This is a genomic window from Kitasatospora sp. NPDC089913, from assembly GCF_044748625.1.
Classification (GTDB): Bacteria; Actinomycetota; Actinomycetes; order Streptomycetales; family Streptomycetaceae; genus Kitasatospora.
Genome location: NZ_JBIVGI010000020.1, coordinates 45,204 through 71,733 on the forward strand (window position 1 = coordinate 45,204; position 26,530 = coordinate 71,733).

Annotated in this window: 14 protein-coding genes and 1 tRNA gene; 12 read left to right on the top strand and 3 right to left on the bottom strand. The window is 67.5% G+C overall.

Features of this window, described 5'->3' with window-relative positions; genetic code table 11:
* The first annotated feature begins 107 nt into the window (after nt 1-107).
* From ACIPYS_RS26960 to ACIPYS_RS26975, 4 genes are all read left to right on the top strand, one after another.
* Nucleotides 108-968 carry an acyl-CoA thioesterase II gene (locus ACIPYS_RS26960; protein ID WP_093859935.1) on the top strand — a complete coding sequence of 287 codons (861 nt, stop codon included), beginning with the start codon at nt 108-110 and terminating at the stop codon, nt 966-968.
* Between the two features lie 210 nt (nt 969-1,178).
* Nucleotides 1,179-1,973: a DUF1684 domain-containing protein gene (locus ACIPYS_RS26965; protein WP_093859934.1), complete on the top strand. Its 795-nt coding sequence runs from the start codon at nt 1,179-1,181 to the stop codon at nt 1,971-1,973.
* A 226-nt stretch (nt 1,974-2,199) separates the two neighbouring features.
* Entirely contained in the window at nt 2,200-3,534 is a 1,335-nt protein-coding gene (locus tag ACIPYS_RS26970) for an MFS transporter (RefSeq protein ID WP_093859933.1), read from the top strand.
* 145 nt (nt 3,535-3,679) lie between these two features.
* Nucleotides 3,680-3,753, top strand: a tRNA-Pro gene (locus ACIPYS_RS26975).
* Nucleotides 3,754-4,147: 394 nt separating this feature from the next.
* Here ACIPYS_RS26975 and ACIPYS_RS26980 read toward each other — a convergent pair.
* Nucleotides 4,148-5,416: a tyrosine-type recombinase/integrase gene (locus tag ACIPYS_RS26980; protein WP_400750545.1), complete on the bottom strand. Its 1,269-nt coding sequence runs from the start codon at nt 5,414-5,416 to the stop codon at nt 4,148-4,150.
* Between the two features lie 71 nt (nt 5,417-5,487).
* Between ACIPYS_RS26980 and ACIPYS_RS26985 the strand changes: the two genes are divergently transcribed.
* The gene (locus tag ACIPYS_RS26985; protein ID WP_400750548.1) at nt 5,488-6,609 is read left to right on the top strand and encodes a Fic family protein; all 1,122 of its coding nucleotides are present in this window, start codon (nt 5,488-5,490) and stop codon (nt 6,607-6,609) included.
* Nucleotides 6,610-6,724: 115 nt separating this feature from the next.
* Here ACIPYS_RS26985 and ACIPYS_RS26990 read toward each other — a convergent pair whose 3' ends face one another.
* Together ACIPYS_RS26990 and ACIPYS_RS26995 are read right to left on the bottom strand one after the other, a co-directional pair.
* Complete coding sequence (locus ACIPYS_RS26990) at nt 6,725-6,970, bottom strand: hypothetical protein (RefSeq protein WP_400750551.1); 246 nt, start codon at nt 6,968-6,970, stop codon at nt 6,725-6,727.
* Between the two features lie 213 nt (nt 6,971-7,183).
* Complete coding sequence (locus ACIPYS_RS26995) at nt 7,184-7,399, bottom strand: winged helix-turn-helix domain-containing protein (RefSeq protein ID WP_400750554.1); 216 nt, start codon at nt 7,397-7,399, stop codon at nt 7,184-7,186.
* Nucleotides 7,400-7,778: 379 nt separating this feature from the next.
* Here ACIPYS_RS26995 and ACIPYS_RS27000 point away from each other — a divergent pair, with 379 nt between their 5' ends.
* The 7 genes from ACIPYS_RS27000 to ACIPYS_RS27030 all read left to right on the top strand — a co-directional run bounded on the left by ACIPYS_RS27000 (nt 7,779) and on the right by ACIPYS_RS27030 (nt 25,802).
* Entirely contained in the window at nt 7,779-8,243 is a 465-nt protein-coding gene (locus tag ACIPYS_RS27000) for a transposase (RefSeq protein WP_400750557.1), read from the top strand.
* Nucleotides 8,240-10,360, top strand: coding sequence for an AIPR family protein (locus ACIPYS_RS27005; RefSeq protein WP_400750560.1), 2,121 nt, complete (start codon nt 8,240-8,242; stop codon nt 10,358-10,360). The genes ACIPYS_RS27000 and ACIPYS_RS27005 overlap by 4 nt, the downstream gene beginning before the upstream one ends.
* Nucleotides 10,361-10,518: 158 nt before the next feature.
* On the top strand, nt 10,519-12,747 hold the full coding sequence (locus tag ACIPYS_RS27010; protein WP_400750563.1) for a restriction endonuclease subunit M: 2,229 nt from the start codon (nt 10,519-10,521) through the stop codon (nt 12,745-12,747).
* Complete coding sequence (locus ACIPYS_RS27015) at nt 12,744-14,168, top strand: restriction endonuclease subunit S (protein ID WP_400750566.1); 1,425 nt, start codon at nt 12,744-12,746, stop codon at nt 14,166-14,168. Before ACIPYS_RS27010 ends, ACIPYS_RS27015 begins: the two co-directional genes overlap by 4 nt.
* Nucleotides 14,168-18,487 (top strand): protein kinase, encoded by a 4,320-nt coding sequence (locus ACIPYS_RS27020; RefSeq protein ID WP_400750569.1) that lies wholly within the window; start codon nt 14,168-14,170, stop codon nt 18,485-18,487. Before ACIPYS_RS27015 ends, ACIPYS_RS27020 begins: the two co-directional genes overlap by 1 nt.
* A complete protein-coding gene (locus tag ACIPYS_RS27025) occupies nt 18,478-20,148 on the top strand; it encodes a hypothetical protein (RefSeq protein WP_400750573.1) in 1,671 nt (556 codons plus the stop codon). The genes ACIPYS_RS27020 and ACIPYS_RS27025 overlap by 10 nt, the downstream gene beginning before the upstream one ends.
* Entirely contained in the window at nt 20,145-25,802 is a 5,658-nt protein-coding gene (locus tag ACIPYS_RS27030) for an ATP-binding protein (RefSeq protein ID WP_400750576.1), read from the top strand. The genes ACIPYS_RS27025 and ACIPYS_RS27030 overlap by 4 nt, the downstream gene beginning before the upstream one ends.
* Nucleotides 25,803-26,530: the final 728 nt, after the last annotated feature.

Consider the following 26,530-nt stretch of genomic DNA (forward strand, 5'->3'; position numbering starts at 1 on the left):
CGGCTCGCCGAGGAATTCGATTGAGCTGGAGAATTCGAGAGAACGGGCTGCCGACGTCGGGGCGGAAGACCTCCGACCCGGGCGGCGGCCCGGAGAGGACGTGTCCCATGGCTACCCCGGTCGACGATCTCGTCGCACTGCTGGACCTCGAGCAGATCGAGCTGAACATCTTCCGCGGGCGCAGCCCCGAGGAGGCGCTCCAGCGCACGTTCGGCGGGCAGGTGGCCGGCCAGGCGCTGGTGGCGGCGGGGCGCACCGTGGACGACGACCGCCCGGTGCACTCGCTGCACGCGTATTTCCTGCGGCCCGGCGTGCCGGGGGTGCCGATCGTCTACCAGGTGGACCGGCTCCGGGACGGCCGCTCGTTCACCACCCGCCGAGTGCTGGCGATCCAGGGCGGTCGGTCGATCTTCGCGCTGACCGCCGACTTCCACGCCCCGGAGCCCGACAGCATCGAGCACCAGTACCCGATGCCCGACGTGCCCGGTCCGGAGAAGCTGCCGAGCGCGCTGGACGAGGTCGGTTCCCGGCTCGGCGAGCTGCCTCCGTTCATCAGCCGGCGCCAGCCCTTCGACATCCGCTACGTCGACCGGTTGCGCTGGAGCACCGAGGAGCTCGCCGGGGTCGAGGCGCGCAGCGGCGTCTGGCTGCGCACCAACGGCGCGCTGCCGGACGACCCGTTGATCCACGTCTGCGCGCTCACCTACGCGTCCGACATGACGCTGCTGGACGCGGTCCGGGCCCCGGTCGAGCCGCTCTGGGGCACCCGGCACTTCGACATGGCCTCGCTGGACCACGCGATGTGGTTCCACCGGCCGTTCCGCACCGACGACTGGCTGCTCTACCAGCAGGAGTCCCCGATCGCCCACGGCGCCCGCGGCCTGGCGCGCGGGCAGATCTTCGACCGGAGCGGTCAGCTGGTGGTGTCGGTGGTGCAGGAGGGACTGTTCCGCCGGATCAAGGCCTGACGGGCGGCTGTGCCGCGAACGGCGTGTTGACCGGCGTGAACCGATGTGACAGGCGTGAACCGGCGTGACGGTGGTGCGACGGCTTTGCGACGGCCGTGCGACGGTGTCCCCGGCCGGGAATGCCCCGCCCGGGTACCGGATGTTCGATGGGGTGACGGAGAACGGACGGCCCGCCCCGCGGGCCCTTGACCGGAGTGGGAGGGCGAGCCGATGACGGCGACGGCCGCGGAGGAATGGCAGCACTGGAGCGACGGACGGGCGGCGACCGTCAGCGCGCCGCACGGCCAGCTGGCGCTGACCGGTACGCACTGGCTGGAGCCGGAGCCGGCGGCGATCGCCGGCCTGCCCGGGCTCTGGTGGGCGGACGCGGAGGGCGTGCGGCTGCGGGCGGCGGCGGCCGACGGCATCGCCGTCGCGGGGGCGGGTGCCCCCGTCGACGGCGAGGTGCTGCTGCGCCCGGACACCGATCCGGCGGCGGACACCGCCGCGCTCGGCGAGGTGCTGCTGGTGCCGATCGAGCGCGAGGGCGAGCCGGCCCTGCGGGTCTTCGACCCGGACGCGCCCGGGCGGGCGTCGTTCGCCGGGATCTCGGCCTACCCCTATGCGCCGGAGTGGGCCGTTCCGGCGGTCTTCACCCCCTTCGAGGACGGCACCGGGCAGACGGTGCTCGTCCCGAACGCCGACGGCAAGGAGCGCCCGCTCGCGGTGACCGGGCAGGTCGCGTTCACCGTCGCGGGCGAGCACCGCACCCTGACGGTCAGCCGCTCGGGCGACGGCCGGCTGAGCGGGGTGATCGCCGACGCGACCAGCGGCCGGGACACCTACCGCTTCCGGTTCGTCACCCTGCCCGCCCCCGACCAGGACGGCCGCACGGTGCTCGACCTCAACCGCGCCTACCTGCCGCCCTGCGCCTTCGCGGACCACTTCATCTGCCCCTTCCCGCCGCCGGGCAACCGGCTGGACTTCGCGGTGGAGGCGGGCGAGAAGCAGGTCCTCACCCGGTAGGGCCCGTTGCCGCGGCGGCGCCCGCCCGGTCCGGCGGGCGTCTCCGGGGCCGGGCGCTCGCCCCGGACGGTCGCGTGGCGACTCCTCCGGTCGGGGCGGGGCCCGTGGTGCACGGGTCCGTTCGGGGGGCGGAGCCGTCCCACCGGGTGGCGATGACGTCGGGGCAAGCGGTCACAGGCGCCCCCGGTGTCCCCGGCCGGGGCGGCCGGGACGACGATGGGGCACTGTGTCGACCAATCATCCTGCCAATTCGCCGACCGACGGAGACTCGCCGCCGGCCCCCGCCGTCGCCCCGCTCGCAGTCCCTCCGTCCTCCTCCCGCTACCGGCGGCTGGCCCGCGGGGCCTTCGCCGACCTCAGCCCCTTGCGCGACCACGCCGACTACCGACGGGTGTGGTTCGGCCAGTCCATCTCCTCCATCGGCCAGCAGATGACGGCCGTCGCCGTCTCCGTCCAGGTCTACGACCTGACCGGTTCCACCTTCGCCACCGGCCTGGTCGGTCTCTTCTCCCTGGTCCCGCTGATCGCCTTCGGCCTGTACGGCGGCGCCATCGCCGACACCGCCGACCGCCGCCGCCTCGGCCTGATCGGCTCGGCCGGCCTCGCCGTCGTCTCCGCCGTCCTCGCCGCCCAGGCGATCGCCGGCCTCGGGCTGGTCGCGGTCCTCTACGCCGCGGTCGCCCTCCAGGCGGCCTTCTTCGCGCTCGCCTCGCCCGCCCGCTCGGCGATGATCCCGCGCCTCGTCCCCGCCGAACAGCTCCCCGCCGCCAACGCCCTGAACACCGTCAGCATGAACCTCGGCCTCACCGTCGGCCCCATGATCGGCGGTGTCCTCATCGGCGCCTACGGCGTCCAGGCCGCCTACCTGGTCGACACCGTCGCCTTCGCGGCCACCCTCTACGCGATGTGGCGCCTGCCCGCCATGCTCCCGCTCGGCGAACGCAAGGGCCGCGCCTCGGTCCTCGACGGCCTCCGCTTCCTGCGCGAGCAGCCCAACCTGCGCACCAGCTTCCTCGCCGACCTCGCCGCGATGATCTTCGGCATGCCGCGCGCCCTCTTCCCGGCCCTCGCCGTCACCTTCTACGGCGGCGACGCCCGCACCGTCGGCCTGCTCGCCGCCGCCCCCGCCGTCGGCGCCCTGGCCGGCGCCCTCTTCTCCGGCTGGGTCGGCCGCATCCACCGCCAGGGCGCCGCCGTCATGACCGCCGTCGCCGCCTGGGGCCTCGCCATCGCCGCCTTCGGCCTGGCCCGCAACCTCTGGCTCGGCCTCCTCCTGCTCGCCGCCGCCGGCTGCGCCGACACCATCAGCATGATCTTCCGCAACACGATGATGCAGGTCGCCGCCCCCGACGAGATGCGCGGCCGCCTCCAGGGCGTCTTCATCGTGATCGTCGCCGGCGGCCCCCGCCTCGGCGACTTCGAGTCCGGCGCCGTCGCCTCCCTCACCAGCCCGACCGTCTCCGTCGTCAGCGGCGGCCTCGCCTGCGTCGCCGCCATCCTCCTCCTCGCCGCCCGCCGCCCCGCCTTCCTCCGCTACGACGCCCGCCACCCCACCCCCTGACCCGCCGCCCCACCCACCCCCGACAACCCTGCAGCGAGCACCCCCCGACGTGCTGTATTGTTTTCCTCGTCGCCGGGTGAACCGGCCGACAAGGTCGAGAAACCCGAAGCCGAGCCCCCCAGGCTCAGCCCGGGCCACGAGACCGCGGGACGTGGCGCAGCTTGGTAGCGCACTTGACTGGGGGTCAAGGGGTCGCAGGTTCAAATCCTGTCGTCCCGACTGTGAAGTCGGTTGTGAGAGCGGGTACTTGGGAAACCAAGGGCCCGCTCTTACTGGTTTTTGGGGCCCGTTTCTTGGGCCCGGGCGGTCCCAAAATGGTCCCCAGGTTTGGCCGCAGGTCCGTCGCCACCCGTTGCTCGGGTGGCTGGTGTGTGGATTGTTCTTCGATCTCAAGGTGAAGTGAGAGATCTCCTGTCGTTTTGCTGGAGCGAGGCGTGGCGGCGCACTTGACCTTCGGTCAAGTGCGCCGGTCGCGGGTCAAGTGGGTCAAACTGGTTCATATCGGGGCATTTCTAAGGCCTTTCTGGCGCCTACTGCTTGCCGTGGTGTGACTCGGGCAACATCGAAGCGGCTTGTCAGCGGCCATTTTCGAGGCGATGGCAGTTACGGCGTGTTACCAGCGGCGGGTGATCTGGCCGTCGCGTTGGAGCTTCTCGAGGTGATGAGTGAGGGCTTGGCCGGCTTCCAGGATCCGGAGCGCGTCGGGGTGGAAGCTGCGCTGGGTGGTGGTGATGAGCCGGTGGCCTGCGATTTCCTTGAGGATGTGCGGAAGGATACCGGCGTCGGCCATCCAGGTCAGGCCGGTGTGGCGCAGGTCGTGGCGGCGCAGGTGTTCATAGCCGAGGCTCCGGGTGACGTCGTCCCAGTGGGTGGCGTCGCGCAGGACAGCGGTGCTGATGCGACCGCCGCGCGGGCCGGTGTAGAGGCGGGCGTCCGGGTCGCCTCGCGTCGCTTGGAGCCGCCTGATGATGAGTGGGCGCAATGGTTCGATGATCGGGATGAGGCGGGCGACCCTACCCTTGGTGTGCTTGTCGACCAGGCCGCCGGGAGCGGGGGTGGTCTGTCGGCGGCAGGTCAGGAGCCACTTGTCGGTATCGACGTCGCGGGCCCGGACTCCGGAAACCTCGCCGATCCGTGTGGCAGTGCAGGCGCTGTGGACGACGACATCACCCCATCCGCGATAGCGGTTGTATGAGGCCGCGACCAGGGCATCGGCGAGTTCGGTGAGGGTGTCCCAGTCGCACAGGGCAAGGGAGCGGGGGTCCCGCAGTTCGTCTTCGACCTGCTGGTATTCGCGCTGCCAGCCGGTGATGTGGGCGGGGTTGCGTTCGAGGATGCCGTCCACGATGGCCTGCTCGAAGATGCGGGAGAGCATGGCGAGGGTGTTCTTGATCGTGGAGCGGCCGCAGCCATCGGCGATCCAGCCGAGAACCGCCGCAGTGATGAGAGCGGTGGTAATCAGGCGGAGGGGGAGCTGCCCGAGCTCGGGCTCGATCCGCAGGTGCCAGCCGGCCAGGTAGGGGGCGTGTGTGGTGCTTTCCAGGCTGGTCAGGATGACTGGGAGGCGGAGGTTGACATAGTCGCCCAACGGCATGGAGGCCAGAGACGGGAGGACGGGGCTGCCGGTGGCGTCGGCCAGGATGGTCAGCCATTGGGTGACCAGTGTCGGGTCGAGCCCATTGTGGACGGCCCCTGCCAGGAAGCGGGCCCATGCCTGCGTCTGGGCCGGGGTGGCCTGGCTGGCCGGCGGGCGGAGGTTGGTGAGTGGTGAAGTGCGGTATTGCGAGCGCAGGGCACTCGGCGGAGCGGGAGGGTCGGCGGTGGTGATCTCGCTGAACGGGTCCGGGGCGGCTGATTTCCAGGGGTGCGTTGAAGTACTCATGCACCATGGTTGCGCCGATTCACCTTGCTTGTTTGATGCCGTCATGGTGTTATTGCTTCATGCTCTATGGTGTGCCATCGCTGCAGGACATCGACCAGTCCGTCCTCGCGGAGATCGACGAGATACGCGACCGGCTGCGTCTCCATCTGCGCACTTCACGTCGCTGGGAAGGGCAGCTGCGGCGTAACCTCACGGCGCGGGCGATCGCCGGATCGAACACGATCGAGGGCTACGCCGCGAGCGTGTCGGACGTCGAGGACATCATGGTCGGCGAAGCGCCGATCGATGCGAACGACACCGTCACGGCCGAGATCGAGGGCTATCGGCAGGCGATGACCTACATCCAACGCCTCGCCGAAGTGGGTGACGACTTCGCCTATAGCAAGGGCCTGCTCAACTCGCTGCACTTCATGATGCAGGGCCACCACCTGCTCAGGCGGGCCGGCTGGTGGCGTACCGGGCCGGTCTACGTCACTTCCGCTGAGGATCCGACCATCGCTGCCTACACCGCCCCTGATGCCCAACAGCTGGCGGGCCTGACCGGCGAACTGGTGGAGTGGCTGAACGAGGGGAATCTCGACGTACCGGGGCTGGTCCGGGCATCGATGGCGCACCTGAATCTGGTGGCGATCCACCCGTGGTCGGACGGCAACGGGCGGATGTCCCGCGCTCTGCACACGCTGGTCCTGGCCCGCGAAGGGATCATGGCGCCGGAGTTCTCCAGCATCGAGGAATGGCTTGGACGGGCCCGCAACACCTACCGCTACTACGACATCCTCGCCGAGGTCGGCGGCCCGGTCTGGACTCCCGACCGTGACACCCTGCCCTGGATCCGGTTCTGCCTGCGTGCCCACCACCAGCAGGCCCAGAGCGTCGAGCGTCAGGTGAATACCACCCGCGAGGTCTGGACCGCCCTCGACGAAGCCGTTGAGCAGCGCGGCTGGCCCGACCGCATGCTCTACGCCCTCTACCCCGCGGCCATGGGCAACCGCCTGCGTCGCGCCACCTACCAGGCCGACGCCGAACTCAGCGAACAGCAGGCCCAACGCGACATCCGCGAACTCGTCCGCGCCGACTGGCTTGCTGCCCGGGGCGAGGCGCAGGGGCGCTACTACATTGGAGGCCCCGGCTTGCCTGAGGCGATCGCTCGCGGCGTGCGGGAGCCCCGTCCGCTGCGGGACCCGTACGCGTGACCGGCGGCAGCCGATTCCGGCGTGGTGTTCCATCGTCAGCGGGCGTTAAAGGGGACCTGATGGAGGTTCATCCTGCTCGGCTCGGTCGTCAGCTCGCCGTCCTGGAGGCCGTTGATCACGATTGCTGGCGACGATGATCCCGCTCTGCTTTTTGTCCGACGCCCACGGCGATCTCCTCCAGGATTTTCCTGGGCATCCGGTACACGACCCGTCGATCTGCCAGCCATGACGGGTCCCGGCGGAGGAACTCGATGTCCATCTCGAAACCGCCACCGTCATCGACGAGCGAGTTGTGTTCTTGAACGTACCAGCGTCGGCGGTCGCCGGGCTGCGTCACCTCGAACGAGGTCTCGCAGTCCACATCGTCGCCGTGACGTCAGTTGTTGTAGCCGCTGCAGATAAGCACACTGTCGTTGGGCATGTCGATATTATGGGGTTTCAACTGCGCATATTCCAGGATTAATTGACGACTCATCAGTTCGATCTCCCGGAGCGCCGATTTGGCTATCGGTAGGTTGTCTGCGACGACCAGAGGGGCTTGCGGCCGGTGGCCTGGTCGGAGCGGATGCCCGACCTAGTCGGGCATCCGCCCCGATGATCGTGGAGCGGTCGACCCAATTGAGTGATCAATATGTGTAACGAGCACCTCGGCGCTCTCGGCCTTCGCCTTCGCGCGGATCGCCGGCCAGGTCTCCTCCAGCCAGCCACGCACCGCCTCGGGATCCTGCTCGACGGCCGGCCTATCCGGACGCTGGAACGGCAGTCCCCAGCGGCGCAGGTACTTGCCCACCGCCAGCTCGGTCAGCCGGACCCGGTACAGCTTCGCGACCAGTGCACCCCACCTGGGAACGAGTCCACAACTGCCCCGGAAACCCCCAGGTCACAGGGCTGGTGGTCGAGTACGGCCGGCCGCGTCGTAGCCTGCTCGGCCTCGGACGGTACCTGATGCTCCCCGATTCGCCGCCCGCGCGGACGCCTGATCAACACCTCACACCCGCCGTCCAGCCACTTCGCCCATCAGCCGTCCGCCTCGTTCGGCGGGAGCTTGAACACCGCTGCGACGTCCTCATCGTCTCGGTCCGCCGCCAGCGCAGCCACCGCCCGCAGCCGCAATGTTCCTGCGCCGACAGTGACAAGTGCCGCGCTCCCCTCACCAGTTCACTCACGCGGTGTTCAGCGACCAAGAACCCCCACCGTTTCGGATCAATAATGACCGCACCCGACCGTCTGCCCTTCGCCGCGCTCCTGAAGAAGAGCTTCGCCCCGGAAGTCCCGACCTGTTGCGGGCGATGGTGAAGACGTTCACCGAGTCGATGATGTCCGCAAACCTCGACCGCGCCTGCGGCCGCCCGGGCGCGGTCCGGATCAACTCCCGTGATAGATCACGCAATCGTGACTTGGGCACCCGTGTCGGCACGATCGACCTGACCATCCCCGGGGACCGCTCCGGCACCTGTCACGGGGCCGGCGTACCTCGACAGAAGTCGGCTGGCTCACCGGAGCGACTGTGCTGTCCGTCACAGGCAGCGAGCCTTCATGGGCAGTCAACTACAGCGAGTGACATTCGAGCAGCATTGAGCCATTGCCTAGGTAAGGTATTGGCGATCTGGTGCATTGATAGGGGTGGAACATGAGCAAGCTGCACGTCAGGTACGTCCGCAAGGCGATCGAGGACCGGTTCACCGACTTCATCGACATGAAGGACAAGGCGAAGGTCGCGGAGAAGGACTACACCCAGGCGTTCCTCAGTCGCGGGCTGGCCGCACTCGCCGTGCAGATCGAGCACCCCTGCAGTGACCGCGCCGCGGCGATCAGGATCTTCGACGGCGATGACGACCGAGGCCTCGACGCGATCGCCGTCGAGGTGAGGTCCGCGCAGCCGAGGATCTGCCTCGTGCAGGCCAAGTGGAGCGACAACCTGAAGGGCGGCTTCGGAGAGACCGAGGTCGACAGGATGTTCCGCGGACTGAACAGGATGCTCGACCTTCAGTACTCCAAGTTCAACAGTCGATTCCAGCAGTTCGTCCCCGAGATCGAGCAGGCCTTCGAGGTCGGCACGCCGAAGATCACGCTGGTTCTCGCGCTGATGCGTACTGCTCCGCTCGACGAGAGCACCAAGGAGCTCATCGAGGAGAAGCTCGCGGAGCTGAACCAGGTCGAGGAGATGGTCGACTACAAGGTGCTGGACCTGCGCGACTTCCACCGCGCCATCCTCGGGGACGCGGCTGCCCCGAGGATCGACGCCCGGGTCCGGCTGGACGGTTTCGTGCAGGAATCGACTCCGTACAAGGCCCTGTACGGGACCATGACCGCGGCAGACCTCGCCGACCTCTACGGCGAGCACCGGCGCGGCCTCTTCGCGCGCAACATCCGCGACAACCTCGACCTGACCGACGTCAACATCAAGATCAGGAACACCTTGCTGGAGGAGCCGGAGCACTTCTGGTACTTCAGCAACGGCATCACCATGCTCTGCGAGACGATCAAGCCTGTCGGCAAGGCGGTCCCCGGCAAGGTCGGGGATTTCCAGCTCATCGGTGCCAGCGTGGTGAATGGCGCACAGACGGTGAGCGCCATTCACCGGGCGTACACGGCGGATCCGGAAACCGCCCAGTACGGCAGGGTCATGGTGCGCCTGATCTCCCTGGAGGACTGCCCGCCCGGCTTCGGCGATCACGTCACCACGAACACGAACACGCAGAACCCGATCGAGGAACGCGACTTCAAGTCGCTCGACAAGGTTCAGGTCCAGCTCCGTGACGACTTCGCTCTGATGCTGCACCTCAGCTATGTGATCAAGCGCGGCGAGGCTCTGCCGGCGCCGGAGCACGGCTGCTCGATGGCGGAGGCCGCCGAGGCGCTGGCTGCCACGAACCCGAACGCGCAGCTCGCTGCACTGGCCAAGCGCGATCAGAATCTCGCCGGCCTCTGGGAGGACAAGACTTACCGGGAGATCTTCGGGGAGGCCCCGAACGCTTTCCGGGTGTGGCGCTCGGTCGAGCTCCTCCGTGAGGTGCGGGCCCAGCTCCAGGTCCTCCGGGACGGGTTGCTGTGGAGGGCCGACGCGGCGGCCTTTTACGGAGACCTCCTAGTCACGCACATCGTCTTTCGTCGACTGGACACCCGGTCCATCGAGGACCCGGCGTACCACTGGCCTCGGGAGCTCGCCAAGGTCCCCGCGCTGGTGCGGGACAGCCTTGCCTGGTCGCTCGCTGCGATCGACGATGAGTACGGAAAGTCCAGTCACATCATCGCCGCGGTGCGGAACACGGAGCGGATCGAGCGAGTCGTCCGGGCCGCCCTGCGCGGGCTCGACTCCGACCGCGGAGCTCCCGCTCTGGGGGAGGACTACCAGGTCACCGAGGTCGAGACGCGAGGCCGACAGGTCAACGCCGTCACCACCCTGATCGCGAACGGCCGCATCGCGGACGGCACGGTCCTGGAGTTCCGGCCGTACAGCAAGCCCGAGCGTCGCGACATGGCGGGGTGGCTGGCGGAGGACCCCAGGCGGTCATCGGCCACGTGGAGCAACGCAAATGGCCGCTACCCCCTGCAGTGGTATGCAGACGAGAGGTGGTACTCGCCCAGCGGTCTCGCCAAGGAGATGCGCCGCCTGGCTTCCGGAGTGGCGTCGTCCGTGCAGGGCACGCTGCGCTGGTTCGTCCCGGGTGAGGGGTCTCTCGATGAGCTGGCATTGGCGGTTCGGCTGGACGAAGGGCTGGACGTGGAAGACGAGCCTGCGGGTATCTGACCTTTACGGCGTGTGCGGTGGCAGCGGCGACGACATGACTACCGGTTTCTCGGCATTGTCAGTGCCTCGAAGTAAGGTCGCGCCGCGCCATCGCTCGGATCGATCGTGGCTCGGCCGGAAGCGCAGTCGGGCATGCCGCCCCGGCCGTAGGATCACTGGTGGCGGTTTTGATCGCGCACCCGCAGCGCTGGCTGACCAGGCCGTCGCCCGCACCAACGAGCACAAGGAAGAAGAGCAGCACACCGATGAAGGAACTGACCTTGGACCTGGGCATCCCGCAGCAGCACGAGGACGGTGCGGAGCCTGCGGCGGAAGATACCCAGCCCCAGGTCACGGCCCTGGAAGAGGGCCAGGTCGTCGACTACATTAGCGGTAGCGCGATCAAGGAGACGGCGAAGGAGAAGGTGCGGCAGCGCATCGCCCGGGCTCTCGTCCACGAACACGGCATCGACCCCCACGACATGGCCCGCGACTTCTCCGTCACGGTGAGCGAAGAAGGTGCCCCCCGCAAGCGGACGAAGAAGGCCGACATCGCGATCTTCGAGTCCGGGACGCCACACACCACGGCGAACCTGCGCCGGGTCGTCGTCTGCAAGCAGGAGCCCAATCGCGGCAAGAACGTCGTAAAGATCCGTGAGCCCGCACAGGCGGAGAAGGACCTTGCCGAGCTCCAAGAGCTGATGGGCAACGAGGACCGGCCCGACTGCGCGGACGGAATGTGGACCGACGGCGTCGACTTCTTCTTCCTCAAGAAGGTGGTCGGCGACTTCGGGGTGACCTTCGAGGACCGCAGCGACTGGGAGGTCGCCGACGGCACCATCGGTAGCCGGACGGTCGCCTCGCACCAACGGCTGCGCCAGGCCGACCCGGAAATGCTCAAGATCGCTTTCCGGCGCTGCCACAACTACATCCACGGCAACGAGGGCATGCCGAAGGACGCCGCGTTCTGGCAGTTTCTCTACCTGTTGTTCTCCAAGATGTACGACGAGCGGGTCAGCCGCGGCACCGGGCGGGGACGGTTCCGTACCGGCCTGAAGGAAATGTTCGAAGAGGACGGACGCGCCGCCATCAGCACCCGCGTCAAGGGGCTCTTCGAGGACGTCAAGACCGAGTACAAGGAAGTCTTCAAGCCGAGCGACGAGATCACCCTGTCCGACCGCGCGCTCGCCTTCATCGTCAGTGAGCTCGCCCCGTACGACCTGACCGGCACCGATGTCGACGCCAAGGGCATCGCGTACCAGGAGCTTGTTGGTACCAACCTGCGCGGCGACCGGGGCCAGTACTTCACCCCGCGGGGCGCGGTCAATCTGATGGTGGAGATGCTCGATCCCCAGGAGGACGAGACCGTCCTCGACCCGACGTGCGGCACCGGCGGCTTCCTCCAAGCCACGCTCAAGCACCTGCGCGACAGCTGGAAGAAGGAGGCCGACACCTTGGGCTTCCCAGACACCGAGGAGGAGCGCGAGCGCTACGGTGACCGGCTCAAGGCGTACGCGGAGAAGCACCTTGTCGGCGCGGACTTCGACCCGTTCCTGGTACGTGCGACGACCATGGCGATCATGACGCTCGCGCAGACCACCGGCAACGTCTTCCACATGGACTCCCTCGCATTTCCGCGCGGGCACCTCGCCGGTGTGGAGCCGGCGAAAAAGAAGGTTCCGCTGGGGGATTCCGTCCACGTGCTGCTGACCAATCCGCCGTTCGGGGCGGACATCCCGGTCAGTGACGAGTCGGTCCTCGGTTCGTTCCGTGACGGCATCGCCAAGTCGTGGGGTCGGAACAAGGAGACCGGCGAGGTCGAGGCGAGTATCACCAGTACGCCGACGAGCATGGCGCCGGAGCAGCTGTTCATCCAGCGGGCCATCGAGTGGGTCATGCCCGGCGGCCGGATCGGCATCGTCCTGCCCAACGGCATCCTGTCGAACCCCGGGCCGACCGACGAGGCGATCCGCCGGTACATCCTGGAACGCTGTTGGGTGCTCGCGAGCGTCGAACTGCCGGTGGAGACGTTCGTCGTCGACGCCAACGTCAACATCCTCACCACACTCCTCTTCCTGAAGCGGAAGACCGAGCAGGAGGTGCGCAACCACCGGATGGGGACGGAAAAGCCGTACCCGGTCTTCATGGCGGTCGCAGAGAAGGTCGGCTTCGACCGGCGCGGAAACGACCTGTACAAGCGAAAGCCGAACGGGGACATCGTCGTGGAGACGGAGGTCGTGATGGAACGGCTCCGGTTCCGGGGCAAGGAGGTGACCCGGCCGCTGAAGCGCAGCAAGAAGGTCATCGACAACGACCTTCCGGTGATCGCAGAGAAGTACCGGGAGTTTCGGGTCAAGCATCCGGTGCCGGGCGTGGACATGCGCAAGATCGCGGGGGTGGGCGCGTGAAGATCGCGGACCCCTCCAGCCCAGTGATGTCGAGCTGGTTCGCGGACCAGGGGCTAAGGCTGGATGCCTCGCCGTATGTCTCGGGCTCGCTTAAGACCAAGAAGCTGCTGGAAAGGCTGCCTAACACGGAGCCGCTGGTGAGTCTGACACATGGTCACAACGGGGGAATTTTCAATGGCCCCATGTTCCGCAGGGTCTATCTCACGGCCCCCGAACACAGCGTGCCGTTCCTCGGCACGAAGGACATGATGGCGGCTGACCTCACCGGGCTGCCGCGGCTACGGAAGTCGGATGCGGAGTCGGCGACCTTGTCGTACCTCCGGCTCAAGCCGGGGATGACACTCATTTCGTGCTCAGGCTTCAATGCTGGCCGAAGGGCGTACGTCCGGCCCGACATGGGTGACTGTTGGTCGTCGCAGGACACTCTCAAGGTCGAGCCCGATCCGGAGAAGATCAAGTCCGGGTATCTGTACGCCTTTCTGCTCAGCCGGTTCGGTGAGTCGCTCGTGCGCGGATCGGTGTATGGGTCGGCAGTGAAGCACATTGAGCCGCATCACATCGCGGGGCTTCCGGTACCACGACTCGGCGCGGATCTCGAAGGGACGATTCACCGTTTGATCGAGAGCAGTGCGCGGCTACGGGCACAGCACCAGGCGGACCTCGTGGCAGCGACCAAGGACTTCTTCGAGAGTAACGGGCTACCCGAGCTGAATGAGATGCGCTGGCACCAGCAGGAACGCGATCTTGGGTTCGAGATTGCAAGCATTGGGTCGGCCTCGCTACGAGCGTTGAACTTCGCGCCGCGAGCTCAGCGACTGATCGAGAAATTGGGGTCGGTGTCCGGCCGATCGCTCGGCTCGATCTGTGAGAGGGGAACCCTGCGGACAGGTGCCCGGTTCAGGCGCATCGACAGCGACCCGGGGCATGGAGTCCGTCTCATCGGTCAGCGTCAGTCCTTCTGGCTGCGTCCGGAAGGGCGCTGGATCAATGAGATGCAGGCTCCCGACGACATTCGGGTGACTGATGAGACGATCCTGATCGCGGCGCGTGGCACCCTCGGTGAGAACGAGGTGTACAGCCGATCGATCTTCGTGACTGGATCATGGCTGGAGCACGCATACAGCCAGGACTACGTCCGCCTCGTCAGCGGTGACCCTGAGGTTTCCGGTGCCTACCTGTTTGCCTTCTTCCGTTCGGAGGCAGCATTCCGCGCCCTTCGTTCCTTCAGCGTCGGAGGCAAGCAGCAGGAATATCACCCGCAGTTCCTGCGTGAACTGCACATCCCAGTTGCGCCCTCTGCTGACCGTGCCCGCATCGCCGAAACTGTCCGAGGCGCCTACAGGAAGCGCGACCGCGCCGACGTCCTTGAAGACAAAGCCCTCGCGCTGCTCACCACCGCCATCGAGGAGGCCGCCGGCTGATGGGTGCCAGGATCGTTGCAGTTGGGGAGGCCGTCAACGATGCCGAGCGGAGGGTGATCGCGCACCTGCGGGATCACGCCCCCGACGACTGGACGGTCCTGCACTCCGTCGAAATTCCGCACCACCAGAACGAGTTGTTCGAGGTCGACCTCGTCGTGGTGACCGGGCATGCCGTGTTCGTCATCGACGTCAAGGGCACCCGGGGCCGCATCGAGGTCGACGGCAGGAAGTGGCATCCGTCCCGCCGGGCGCCGTTCCGCTCTCCGCTGCCGAAGCTACGCGGGCACGCGAGGCAGCTGAAGACTATCCTGGAGACGGCTCACCGACAGCTGTCCCGGATCTACACCGATGCCCTCGTGGTGCTGCCTGCGCCGGACGCCCTGCTCGTCGACCGGTCGCCCAGACAGCAGGACGCCCGCGACACCGTCACGTTGCCCGACCTGATCGCCCGGCTCGCGGACGTGAGCCGCGTCCCCACCTCCACCAACCGGTTCGACACGGAGATCTCCGCACACCACGAGCTGATCGTGCAAACGATCCAGGGCTCGTCGCGACCGCCTTCCGGCCCACTGCGGTTCGGCAACTGGGAGGTGATCGAGCGGCTCGGCGAGACCTCGCCGGAGGAGAGCGGAGATGGCATCCTCCGCGAGTACCGGGCCAAGAACGCCATCGCACCGCAGGGGTCGGGAACGGTCCGGCTCTCCGTCCGCAAGGCCGACCCGTACGCCCCGGAGGCGGAGCGGCTGCTGCAGCAGAAGCGGATCGGCATCGCGTACGAGGCGCTCGGCAAGCTGCCCCCGCACCCGAACATCGTTGGCGTGCGGGACTTCTTCCCCAATGACGACGAGGGTGTCTTCGTCACCGTCTACGACGACGTGCCCGGGCACGCGCTGACGCTGCACCTGACCGGGGCTGCCGACCCACTGACCGCAGACGCGAAGCTGCGAACGATCCGGCACATCCTGATGGGTCTCGCACACACGCACCACCGGCACATCGCGCACCGGGAGCTGAACCCGTCCAACATCCTGATGGCGCAGGACGGCCGGGCGATGCTGACAGGTTTCGAGCACGCGAAGACCGCGCAGCGCCGTGCGCACACCGTGATGCAGGAGGCGCACCAGGCGGCCGACCGCGCGTTCCTTGCGCCTGAGTGCCACGCCGACCCCGCAGCGATGGGGATGAAGGCCGATATCTACGCCGTCGGCGTCATCGGCTACCAACTGCTCACCGGTGAGCTGCCGTTCACCTCGGCGACCGAACAGGCCGGTGCGGCCGGGCGGCTGCCGGCCAGCGGTCTGGAGGCTGCGCAGGTCCGTGTCGAGCTGGCGCACTGGTTGCAGAAGCTGTGTGCGACCGATCCGGACGACAGGCCGACCGCCGTCGACGCGCTGCGGCGGCTCGATCTCGTCATCGGCGCGCGGAACGCTCCGGCCAAGCGGATCGGTTCCTCCTCGTCTGCCGCACGGTCGCAGGGTCCCTCACCGCAGGCAGCGAACGGTCCGCGCGGCCCTGAGTTCTTCAAGGAGCTCCCGGCCGACTTCCAGCTCGGCACGAAGTATCTGGTGCGCAACCGGCTCGGGCGTCCCGGGTCGTTCGGAGTGGCTTACCGGGTCTACGACACGATAAGGAGCGTCGACCGGGCGGTGAAGCTGGTCCTTCGCGACCGGGACTCCGTCCTGGAGCGGCTGCGCCGCGAGGCGGACGTGCTGCAGCGGCTACAGCACGCTCCGCACCCCAACGTGGTGGCGATGGTCGACGCCGACCGGCTGCTTCCACCGGACGAATACCCGTACCTGGTCTTTGAGTTCGTCGACGGCAAGGACGTCGCCGAGGTGATCCGCGGCGGTCGGATGGGCGCGGCGGACGTGCTACGGCTCGCGATCGACACGGCCCGCGGGCTCCGCCACATTCACGAGCGCGGGGTGTGGCACTGCGACATCAAACCGAGCAACCTGCTGTGGACCGACGACGGCGTCAAGCTGATCGACTTCGGGATCGCGAAGACCTCGGACTCCTCCGAGGGGCACAGCTACACCAGTCCGCGCTACACCCCGCCCGACCTCGATCAGGTCCCCGCGAACGGCACCGGGTACACCGACCGGGACCTGTTCGGTCTCGGAGTCACCCTGTACGAGGCGCTGACCGGCGGCCAGTACCCCTGGGAGGGCGTCGGACAGCCGTCGCCCGGGGTGCGCCCGATCGATCCGCGCACCGCGTTCAGCGGATTCGGTGACCTGTCGCCCGGATTCGCTGAGATCATGCTTCGGGCGATCTCCCCGTACCGGGGCGAGCGGTTCACCACGGCCGAGGAACTGCTCGGCGCGTTGGAAGCGCTGGAGTCGGCGCGCGTCGCTCCCGCATCGGGGCCGCTGCCCGTACTCGAACAGCGACCGCCCGCGCTGCCGACGGTCACCGCCGATGGTCAGCGCACCTTGTCGGAGCTGAACAGCAACCCGTTCGTCGCGCATCTGCAGACGCTCTACAGCCAGAGCCGCCGCAGTAACCGGGGCACCCGTGGCCTCGACCCGCACTCCATGTCGGTTTACGTCGAGACGGCTCTGGACCGCGAGCTCGTTCCCGCGCTTCGGGCAGGCCGGCATGCGCTGGTCGTGGTGACCGGCAACGCGGGGGACGGCAAGACCGCCTTCCTGGAGAGCTTCGAACGTCAGGCCCGCGAGCTCGGCGCCGAGTTCGGGCTGCCCCGCTCCAACGGCACCGACTTCACGCTGGCCGGGCACCGGTTCCGCACCAATCACGACGGGAGTCAGGACGAGGGCGATACCAGCGGCGACGACGTCCTGGAGCAGTTCTTCGCACCGTTCGCCGGGGCCGACGACACGGCCTGGCCGGTCGGGAGTGAGACGCGGCTGATCGCCATCAACGAGGGCCGGCTGGTGGACTTCCTCAGCCATCACCATGACCGCTTCCCACACCTCGCCAAGCTGGCGAACCTCGGTCTCGTGGGGAACGCCACGGGGCAGGCGGTCGCCGTGGTAAACCTCAACGCGCGCGATGTCGCCGCTCGTCCGCTCGACGCCGACGGGAATCCGCAGGACGGGGAGTCGCTCCTGGAGCGGATGCTCGACCGAATGACGAGCGACCGCTTCTGGGAGAACTGCGAGAGCTGCGACCTTGCCGCGGTCTGCTACGCACGGCACAACGCCCAGACTTTCCGGCACCCGGCCGCCGGCCCCCAGGCCAAGCGGCGCCTGCGGCGTATCTATGAGCTGACCCAGCTGCGCGGGAAGCTCCACATCACGCTGCGCGACCTGCGCTCCGCGCTCGCCTACACGCTCACCTCGGGTCGAGATTGCGCCGAGATCCACGAGCTGTACGTGGCTGGTGAGTCCCAGGAGATCCTGGACGGATTCTACTTCTCTGCGCACCTGGGCTGCCCGCCCACTCCCGACGGCACCCCGCAGGAACGTGACCGGCTGCTCTCATTGCTGCGTGAGGCTGATGTCGCAGCGGTGCCCCAGCCTCAGTTGGACCGGCGGCTCGACTACGCCGGGCTGCTCGAGGACGGGGCGCTGGTCACCGTCGACGGGCGCGGAGACCGCGACCGCGTCCTGCTCCGCCAGGAGTTCGCGCAGCTCGGCCGATCGGTCACCGAGCGCACCTTCCAGGCAGCCGCGCACCGTCGGTACGTGGACGCGGCCCGCCGTCTGTTGTATTTCGAGCTCCACGACGAGGAGCGGGCCCAGCGGATGCTCCCCTACCCCTCGGTGTTGCGCTTCATGGAGCTGCTCTCCCGCGCCGCGGACGTCGGCATCGAGGAACGGGACAGTATTCTGCGGGCGCTCAACCGCGGTGAAGGGCTCGTCTCACCCGAACGGATCGGCGACGCGCTTGCGCTGAAGGTCCGTGAGGTTCCAGGCGGCACCATTCGCAGCTTCCGCCGGTTCCCCGCCGAAGGATTCCGCCTCGAGCCCGGGGCGACCCCGGCCTCGCCGTACATCGAATCCGGCCGCACCTCGCTGCGCCTCAGCTACCGGGACCCGGTCGGCAACCAGGGCGGCACGGCCGAACTGGACATCCGACTGGACTTGTTCGAACTGCTCAGGCGCTTCGAGCGTGGTTACCGGCCCTCGGTCACCGACCTGCAGGGGCAGCAGCTCGCCCTCGCCGTCTTCAAGAACCGGCTGGCCGCGGTCCCGTACCAGGAGGTCCTCCTTACCATGCACGGACACGACCTGCGACGGATCCACCGCACTGAGGACTCCGTCCTGCACATGGAAGAACTGACGGTTCGTACGGAGCATGGTGACCAGCCCAGTGCGGACGCTGCCGGGGTGGAGGAGACGACATGGCGCTGAGCGGATCCCTGGGAACGTTCGCCCATCCTGGCGTCAGCCGGATCGACTACAAGGCGCTGGACATGGACCGCGTGCTCACCGCGCTCCTGGCCCGCCTGTGGCACGGGGGCATGCCCAGCATCATCAGCCGGGCGAACACCCTCGACGTCGATGTGTTCGTCAAGCTCTTCCTGCAGCATCCGGAGGTGTTCGACGGCTTCGACCGTGAGACCACCACCCGCTGGATGTCCACGCACCTTTTGGACCTGGTCAACCGGGGAAAGGTGACCGAGGCTGTGGCCGGCCCCCGGCCGCTGCACGGATTCACCTATCGCTTCCGCAACAGCCGCAAGTCCCGCCCGTACGGGGCCGACGAGCAGCTGTACGAGATGCTCGCGGAGGACGAGGGTGCATTGAAGAGCCTCCGTGAGTTCTTCTTCTCCGACGTGGACCGTTCCACCGGCGAGATCACTCCTGGTCCGGGTACCGACGTGGAGACGCAGGCACTGCTCCACCTCGTGCAGCAAGCGGGCAAGCAGATGCAGGACCGGGCCGACACCAGCCGGCCCCGTAGGCCCTACCCGCCGCTGTGCGCGGAACCGGCGCGGCAGCTCTGCCAGGACGTCATGCGGCTTCTGTACCACCAGGAGCACATGCCCCGCACCGTCCTCGTGGATTACTTGAAGGTCCTCTTCGCCTTCCACCTGTCCCTCTACCACCTGCGGATGATGAAGTTGCTGCCTGCAGTGGTCGAGGCCGGCGCCGCCTCAGCCGCCTGCCGCAAGGGCCACGAGGCCACGGAGGTCGGAGACCGCTGCCCGTACCGAGTACGGCTCTTCCTCGATGTCCAAGGAGTGCCCGGAACCCCGGTCGCCGCGCTGGCCGAACGCAGCGCGGAGATCTGGTACCGACGCGTCCCTCGCTTCATTCAGGCGACCTACCAGGTGAAGAAGCTCGACGAGTTCTCCGATCACCTGGTACTCAAGACCACCAAGCTGAGCCACCCGGCCGGGCGGAACTACTTCACCCCGGAAGAGGCCCTGCAGCGGCTCGGCAAGTCGTACAGAAAGGACCGGGACGCCTTCTTCCTGCAGCGCGTCAACCGAGTACGGGACGAGGAGGAGGAGGAGCTCCCCGCCGAACTGAAGCAGATCACCCAGCTCGGCCTCGACCCCTTCGACGAATACATCGAGATGCTGATGCACTACAAGGGGCGTCACTACCGCAACTACTTCATCGAGTGCCTCGACACGATGCTCCTCAAGCACCGTCCTGGTGCACTGATTGCTCAGCCGCGCGGCGGGCGTTCCAACGGCAGGAGTTCTGCCCGCCGGTTCGTCCTCGACGCCCGCCTTCTCGAGGTGCTCCTGCAGGTGTCCCTGCTCAGGGAAGGCAGCGACGGAACCGGAAATCTGCGGACTTCACCGATGCGGGTGGACGAATTTCTCGCTCTGTTGCGGGACCGGTACGGGCTTCACATCGACCAGCTGCCGGACACCGATGGCTTCACGGGCGCCCACCTGGACGACCAGGTCGCCCTGCGGGCAAATGCGGCGGCCTTCCTCAACCGGCTTCGCGAGATCGGCTATTACCAGGACATGTCCGATGCCTATCTGACGCAGACCATCACTCCCCGGTACACCATCGGGGCCGAGGCGACGACGGGAGCGGCGGCCCGATGAGCAACAGCACCACCGGACTGACGGAGCCCACGGCCAAGGACCTCCGCGAAGCGTTGGAAGGCGTCCTCGTCCCCAGGCTCGCCAAGCTGGTCGGGGAGCGGGATGCCGGACACTGTATGCGGGTCACCGAGGTGGAGGCCGAACTGGCGGCGCCCCTGGTGCGCCGGCTGCGAGGGGCGCTCGGCCCCGCCGCCACCGTCTGCGTCCTCGGGCCGACGGACGACCTGGCCCAGGACCGACCCTTCCACGACGTGACCGTCACCAGCACCAAACTGGTCGAGCTCCGCAATCGTACGGAAAACGAGGGGATCCTCCCCGGGCCGCTCCTTGTCTTCGTGCCACCAGGTACACGGGTGAGCGCCGAGGACTCCTTCGGCATCGCGACCTTCGAGGAGGTTCCGCTCGGCGACGCGTACGCCCAGTTGGCCGACCACCTCCTCCAGCAGGTGCCGGACCGGCTGCGGCAGGGCGTCGATGAGCTGCTTGCCGCCCTCCGCAAGCACGTCGACCGGCGGATGAACGACCGCGCGGTCGCCACGTACCTGCTGACGCTCCAGACCAACGGCTACCGCGAACAGGTCTCCGGTGCAGCGATCTACCACTTCGGTCTCGTCCCCGACTTCGGCCTGTACGCCGACCCCACAGCCGTCAAGGACCGGGTCGAGCAGAATCGGGTACTGGTCGACAAGCTGACATCGTCAAACCGTTCGGAACGCCAGCGCATCCTGGACCTCGGCCTGAGCGACGCCGAATTCGCCGCCAAGCTCGCCGGATTCGCCACACGCTGCGGTCTGGAGGACCCGGTGGCGTGGACCCGCCGTGTCGTTGTCGACCGCGAGAACTGGGGGCTCTCCTTCGGGAACTGGCGCATTGACGAACGTCGGCGGGCCACCGTCGCCATCGACGTGCGCGAGCTCGGGCTGCCCGCCGCTGGTGACAGCGCCGAGGAGCTGAGGAAAAATGCGGCACTCCAGGCGATGATCGGCCAGCCCTACCTCTGCGCGGGTGAGAAGGGTGCACGCGAGCTGACGGCGCGCTTTGCCGTCCAGCCCTCCCCGCTCAAGGTGGACGGACTCGAACGTTTCCGCGTGGAGATCGTCTCGGAGAACGGCGGGCCGATCGGAAGGGCGGCCCACATCGGGAAGGGCACTCGGGCGAAGCCCGAGTACAAGGTCAAGTTGACCCGGCTGAACAAGATCGATTGGGAGGAGGGGTGGCACTACGTCCGGGTCACTCCGCTCGACGGGTCGGGTGATGCGCTCGATGTCGCTCCCAGCGCCCACGAACAGGCGGGCGGAGAGAGCGAGCGCTTCTACGTCATTCCTCACGCCGAGACCGATGAGCCGCCGGAGCGCAGCGCAGGCCGCCACGACGGAGTCGCCCAAGCGCTCCGGTCCCTGCAGTTTGAGGCCCTTGCCGCCGGAGACGACCCGACCCGCGTCACGCTGAACGACGTCCGGTGGAAGGCAACCACTCTGCGCAGCCCCCAGCGGGCCCTCAACGCCAGGATCCATCCGGCGGGCAGCGCCGAGATCCGCCTCTCCCCCCTGCTCGTACAGGCCCAGCAGGATCTGCTTGCTCGGCCTCAAGACACCTCGCTGCGCCGTCTCGTGCTGAACCCCGACGGCACCGCCGAGATGCCCGCCTGCGATGACGACGACATGGCCGGCGACCTGACCGGGCGTGCCGCCGATGCGTACGACGTCTTCCTCGCTGCACGGAGTGCCTACTTCGCCGCCGTGAGCGGTCGGAACGGTGAGACGACGGAACCGGCTGAGCATCTGGTGAGCGAGGCCGTCGACTTCGAGACCGTGCGCGATGATCTCGCCTCCTACGCCGAGGCGTACGCCGAACTGGTTGAGGCCCAGTCGCTCCAGGCCGAGCGGGCAGGTGACGACGCACGCGGCGCCGCTCTCGTGGCGCTGGCCCGGATCCAGCAGATCGACTGTGTCGCCGTCACCCTCACTGACGGCCTCGGCCGACGCGACACCGTCCTGCTCGCCTCACCCACCCACCCGCTACGCGCCCTCTGGCTGGCCACCTGGTCCGCCTTGGGCCAGGAGTGGACCGGCCGACTCAGCGGCGAGGACAAGCGCCGCATCATCTCCGCCCGTGACTCTCTCCTCGAAGCGCTCTCCCCGCTCGGGTTCCCCTTCGCGATCCCGCGCCAGGACGGACGCCTCATGGCAGCCACGGACAATCTCACCCCGTACTGGGGCGCCTACCTACCCAGCGAGACCGCCGACCCCCGGGGGCTCCTCGGCAGGCTCGCCGCCGCGCTGAATCTCCCCACCACCGGCGCACTCATGGCAGGTGGCTCCAGTGCACTGTCCGGCACGGCCCTGGCCGACCGCATGGAGCGCTACGTACGCCTGCACCCTTACGTTCGCACCCTCGTCATGAACGTCGTCAATGCGGGCCGGGCTGAAGTCGTCGCCGACGCCCTCCTTGAACTCCAACGGCGCACCACCACTCGCGACCTCACGTACGACATCCGGCTGTGCGTCACCGACCCGGAGGCCCCGGAGACCGGAGCGGCGCTGGATGAACTGCTCAGCGCCCAGAACCAGATCTCCTCGGCCGAGGCGGAAGCCTTCCTGCACGCGGCAGGCGATACCCGGAACGCGAAGCTCGTCTACTCCGTCCGCTCCGTCGAGGAATTCAGAGAGCCTTCCAGCGAGTTCGACGCCCATCTGGCCGTCCTCATCGATGCCTTCGGGGGTGAGCAGCACAGCTCAGTCAAGCGGCACGACATCGTCAACGCGCCGGTACACGGACTCGTCCAGGTGACCTCTGCCGCGTACGAGGACACCGAGCAGCAGATCGTCTGGCGGACCGTTCCGCGCCACGGAACCGCCCTGCCCACCGAGGACTCCGAAGACCTCGCGACCCTCCTGAGTCGTCTGCCCGGCCTGCTCGCCAGTGCGGCCGCCAACGTGGCCACAGCCGGGCAGGCGCCCCGCAACGTGCCCTGCACCGTTCTCTCCCTCGATAACGACGACCGCGCCCTGCTCTACCAAGCGCATCAGATCAGCGACTGGGTCGTCACCATCGACCGTACCCTCGGCCTCGAGTACTTCGACCACGCGGGACAGCACGGCCGCCCCGAGTACGTCATCGACTACGCTCCGCCGCTCGGCAGCGGCCTCGGCCATCAGATCATGGTCAGCTCGAACTCGGTCGACGAACTGCGCACCCTGCTCGGCCCGACCGCCCAGCAGCACGGGATCGAGGTGGAGGAGCGGCACCTCAACACGTTCTTCGACCAACTGCGCCTGCTTTCCGGCAACCTCGCCTTCAAGCTGGCCTCCACCGCCCCCAACCAGCGCACCGAAGTCCTCGGCCTCTCCCTGGCTCGGCTCTACCTGGACTACCAGGACGCGCTCCACAATCAGATTGTCGTCCCGCTCGACGCACACCCCGAGCTGTACGCCGAAGTACGCCGCCAGGCCCGCGAACTCGGCGACTCGCTCTCCTTCCAGCGCAGTGACCTCGCGCTCTTCCACCTCAACGCGCCGACGCGGACAGTCACTTGCCGCCTCGTCGAGGTCAAGTGCTACACCGCACTCGACGACATCGGCGCCTACCAGCGCCTCAAGGCCAAGGTCGCCCAGCAGTTGGGACAGAGCGAGAGTATCCTGGCCGAGTCGTTCGACTCTGCCCGCACCACTCCGGACCGCGTTGACCGCCCGGTCAAGAACCTTGCCCTCGGCTCCATGCTCCGCTTCTACCTGGAGCGCGCGGCACGCCACGGCACCATGGGTCAGGCGCCCCGGGTCTCGGCTCACGCCCTCCTCGACAGCCTCGACGAGGGCTACCGCCTCGACTTCACGCGCAGCGGCCTGATCTTCGACCTCGCCCGAAGTGGTACCGACCGCGAGTCGGAAGACGGAGTGGAGTATCACCGGATCGGTCGCGACTTGATCACCGAGCTGATCAACGCGATTCCCACCGAGCGGCCGGGCGTCGCTGTGTTGACGGATGCGTCTGTTGAGGCGCAGGAGGAGGACGGGCTGCACGCGGGCGGAGATGCTACCGCTCCCACCTTGGCCCTGTTGCAGCTGGCTGTGCCACGGCTCACTGACGCGGGTTTCCGCGCTCCTGACGCGGAAGACGCCGGGGAACCGGTGAGCAACCGGACCGGAGAGGGCGAAATGGAAACCGCGGATGCAGGCGAGAGTACCTCTGTGCTCGACGATGTTCCCGCGGCCTCCACCGGACATGGGCAGTCTCACCGTGCGGACGGCTCGGATGCAGAGCCCACGCCCGTGGCAGAAGTACCCGATTCGGCGCTCGCCATTCCCGACGTTGCCTCACCGGTCGTTCTTCCCTTCGACGACGACGAAGCTCCGCAAAGAATGGAGACGGTCCTCGACCGGCGCGGATTTCATGATGCCCCGACCATCGATGCCCAGCCCACCCCAGTGACGCCGGGCTCGGCTCCTCAAGGGGGAGCTCCCGAGATCTTCCTCGGCGTCACTCGTCCTCCCCTGCAGTACGGCGTACTCGGTGAAGCGGCCGGGCGGAAGATCGCGGTCGACCTCGACGAGACCCACACCATCAGCCTCTTCGGCGTACAAGGCGGCGGCAAGAGCTACACCCTGGGCAGCATCATTGAAATGGCGTCCTTGCCCACACCGCCAGTCAATGAGCTTCCTCATCCCCTCGCGACAGTGGTGTTCCACTACAGCCGAACCATGGATTACGCCCCTGAATTCACCTCCATGGCGCTGCCGAACGATGACCGGGCGGAGTTGGAGGTCCTGAAGGAGCGCTACGGAGCCGAACCTCAGGCGCTATCGGACGTCCTGCTGCTCGCCCCCGACGATCAGGTCGCCGACCGCCAAAGGCAGTTCCCCGGCATCGACGTCCGGCCGCTGGCCTTCTCCTCCAGCGAACTCCAGGCATCCCACTGGCGCTTCCTCATGGGAGCGGTCGGAAACCAGTCGACGTACATCCGGCAGCTGACCCGCATCATGCGGTCGAACCGCAACAACCTGAGCCTCGGCGTCATCCGGCAGGGTGTGGCAGATTCCGGCATGCCCGACCACATCAAGCAGTTGGCTCTGGAACGGCTCAAGCTGGCCGAGGACTACATTGACGACAGCGCGCAGCTCACCAGCCTCATCCGACCCGGGCGACTGATCATCGTTGACCTTCGCGACGAGTACATCGAGAAGGACGAGGCGCTCGGCCTCTTTCTCGTCCTGATGCAGCTCTTCGCCGAAGCCCGTAACGGAGACGAACACTTCAACAAGCTGGTCGTCTTCGACGAAGCGCACAAGTACATCGACAGCCCCGACCTCGTCGCCGGCCTCGTCGAGACGGTCCGCGAGATGCGGCACAAGGGCATGAGCATCCTGGTCGCCAGCCAGGATCCGCCTTCAGTGCCGATCTCTCTGATTGAGCTTTCCGACCACGTTATCCTGCACAAGTTCACCTCACCCGCCTGGCTGAAGCACCTCCAGAAGGCAAACACCGCCTTCGCCGGGCTGCGCTCGGAGCAGATGGCGCAGCTCCAGCCTGGAGAGGCCTACGTGTGGGCGAGTAAGTCCACCGACCCGGCGTTCACTCATGGCGCTGTCCGTGTGCGGTGTCGTCCTCGGGTGACCCGGCATGGTGGAGGAACGAAGACTGCGTCCGGCGGGCAGTAGGTCAGCAGCGAGCTGCCCGGAGAGATGATTCCGTTTGTCTCCGAGCGGCTCCGTGTCAAGCCGCGACAGCATTGCGCAACCGAACGTCTAAGGCCAGAGGATCGGTTCTTGGGGAAAGGATGAATCATGGGGTACTCGCTAGTGGTAGGCGCCCCTACCCGAAGCAGGTCAACTGGCCGAAATCTGCGGCCAATCTCGTGCTCAGTAGCGCGTATGTGAAGATCATCTACGCGTTCGATGGCCTCACGACCGGCGAGAAGCTAGCGTTCAACACCGGCGCGGCAGCCTTCGCGGTCGTTCCCGGAGACAGACATCTCATGTGGTGCTACCGGTTCGAAGCACCGACGCGACCGGGCGGCCACCCCGAGTCGCTCGGTTGGGGAGACTCGCCCTGGGAGGCTCACCGGCAGCGCGATCGAGTCGTCGGAGTACCCGGCAGAGCGGGTGACCCCTTCCCCGCGTACATGCTGCTCGTCGATTCAGGGACCGGAATCGTCGAGGGCCTACGCGTTGTCGATCTGGAGGCAGGGCTTGCCGACGCGCTCAGAGGCGCAGTCGCCCGGCAAATCGCCCTGCCTTTCAGCGAAGCGGCCGCCTCCAGGGAGATCAACGTTGTGTATCAGCGGCACCCCAGCACCCAGAGCCTCCTGATCGAGGCCACCGGGGGCAGGTGGTACCCGCAGTCCCGACCTGATCGACCGTCCGCCTTGGTGCCTTGCCTGGAAGAT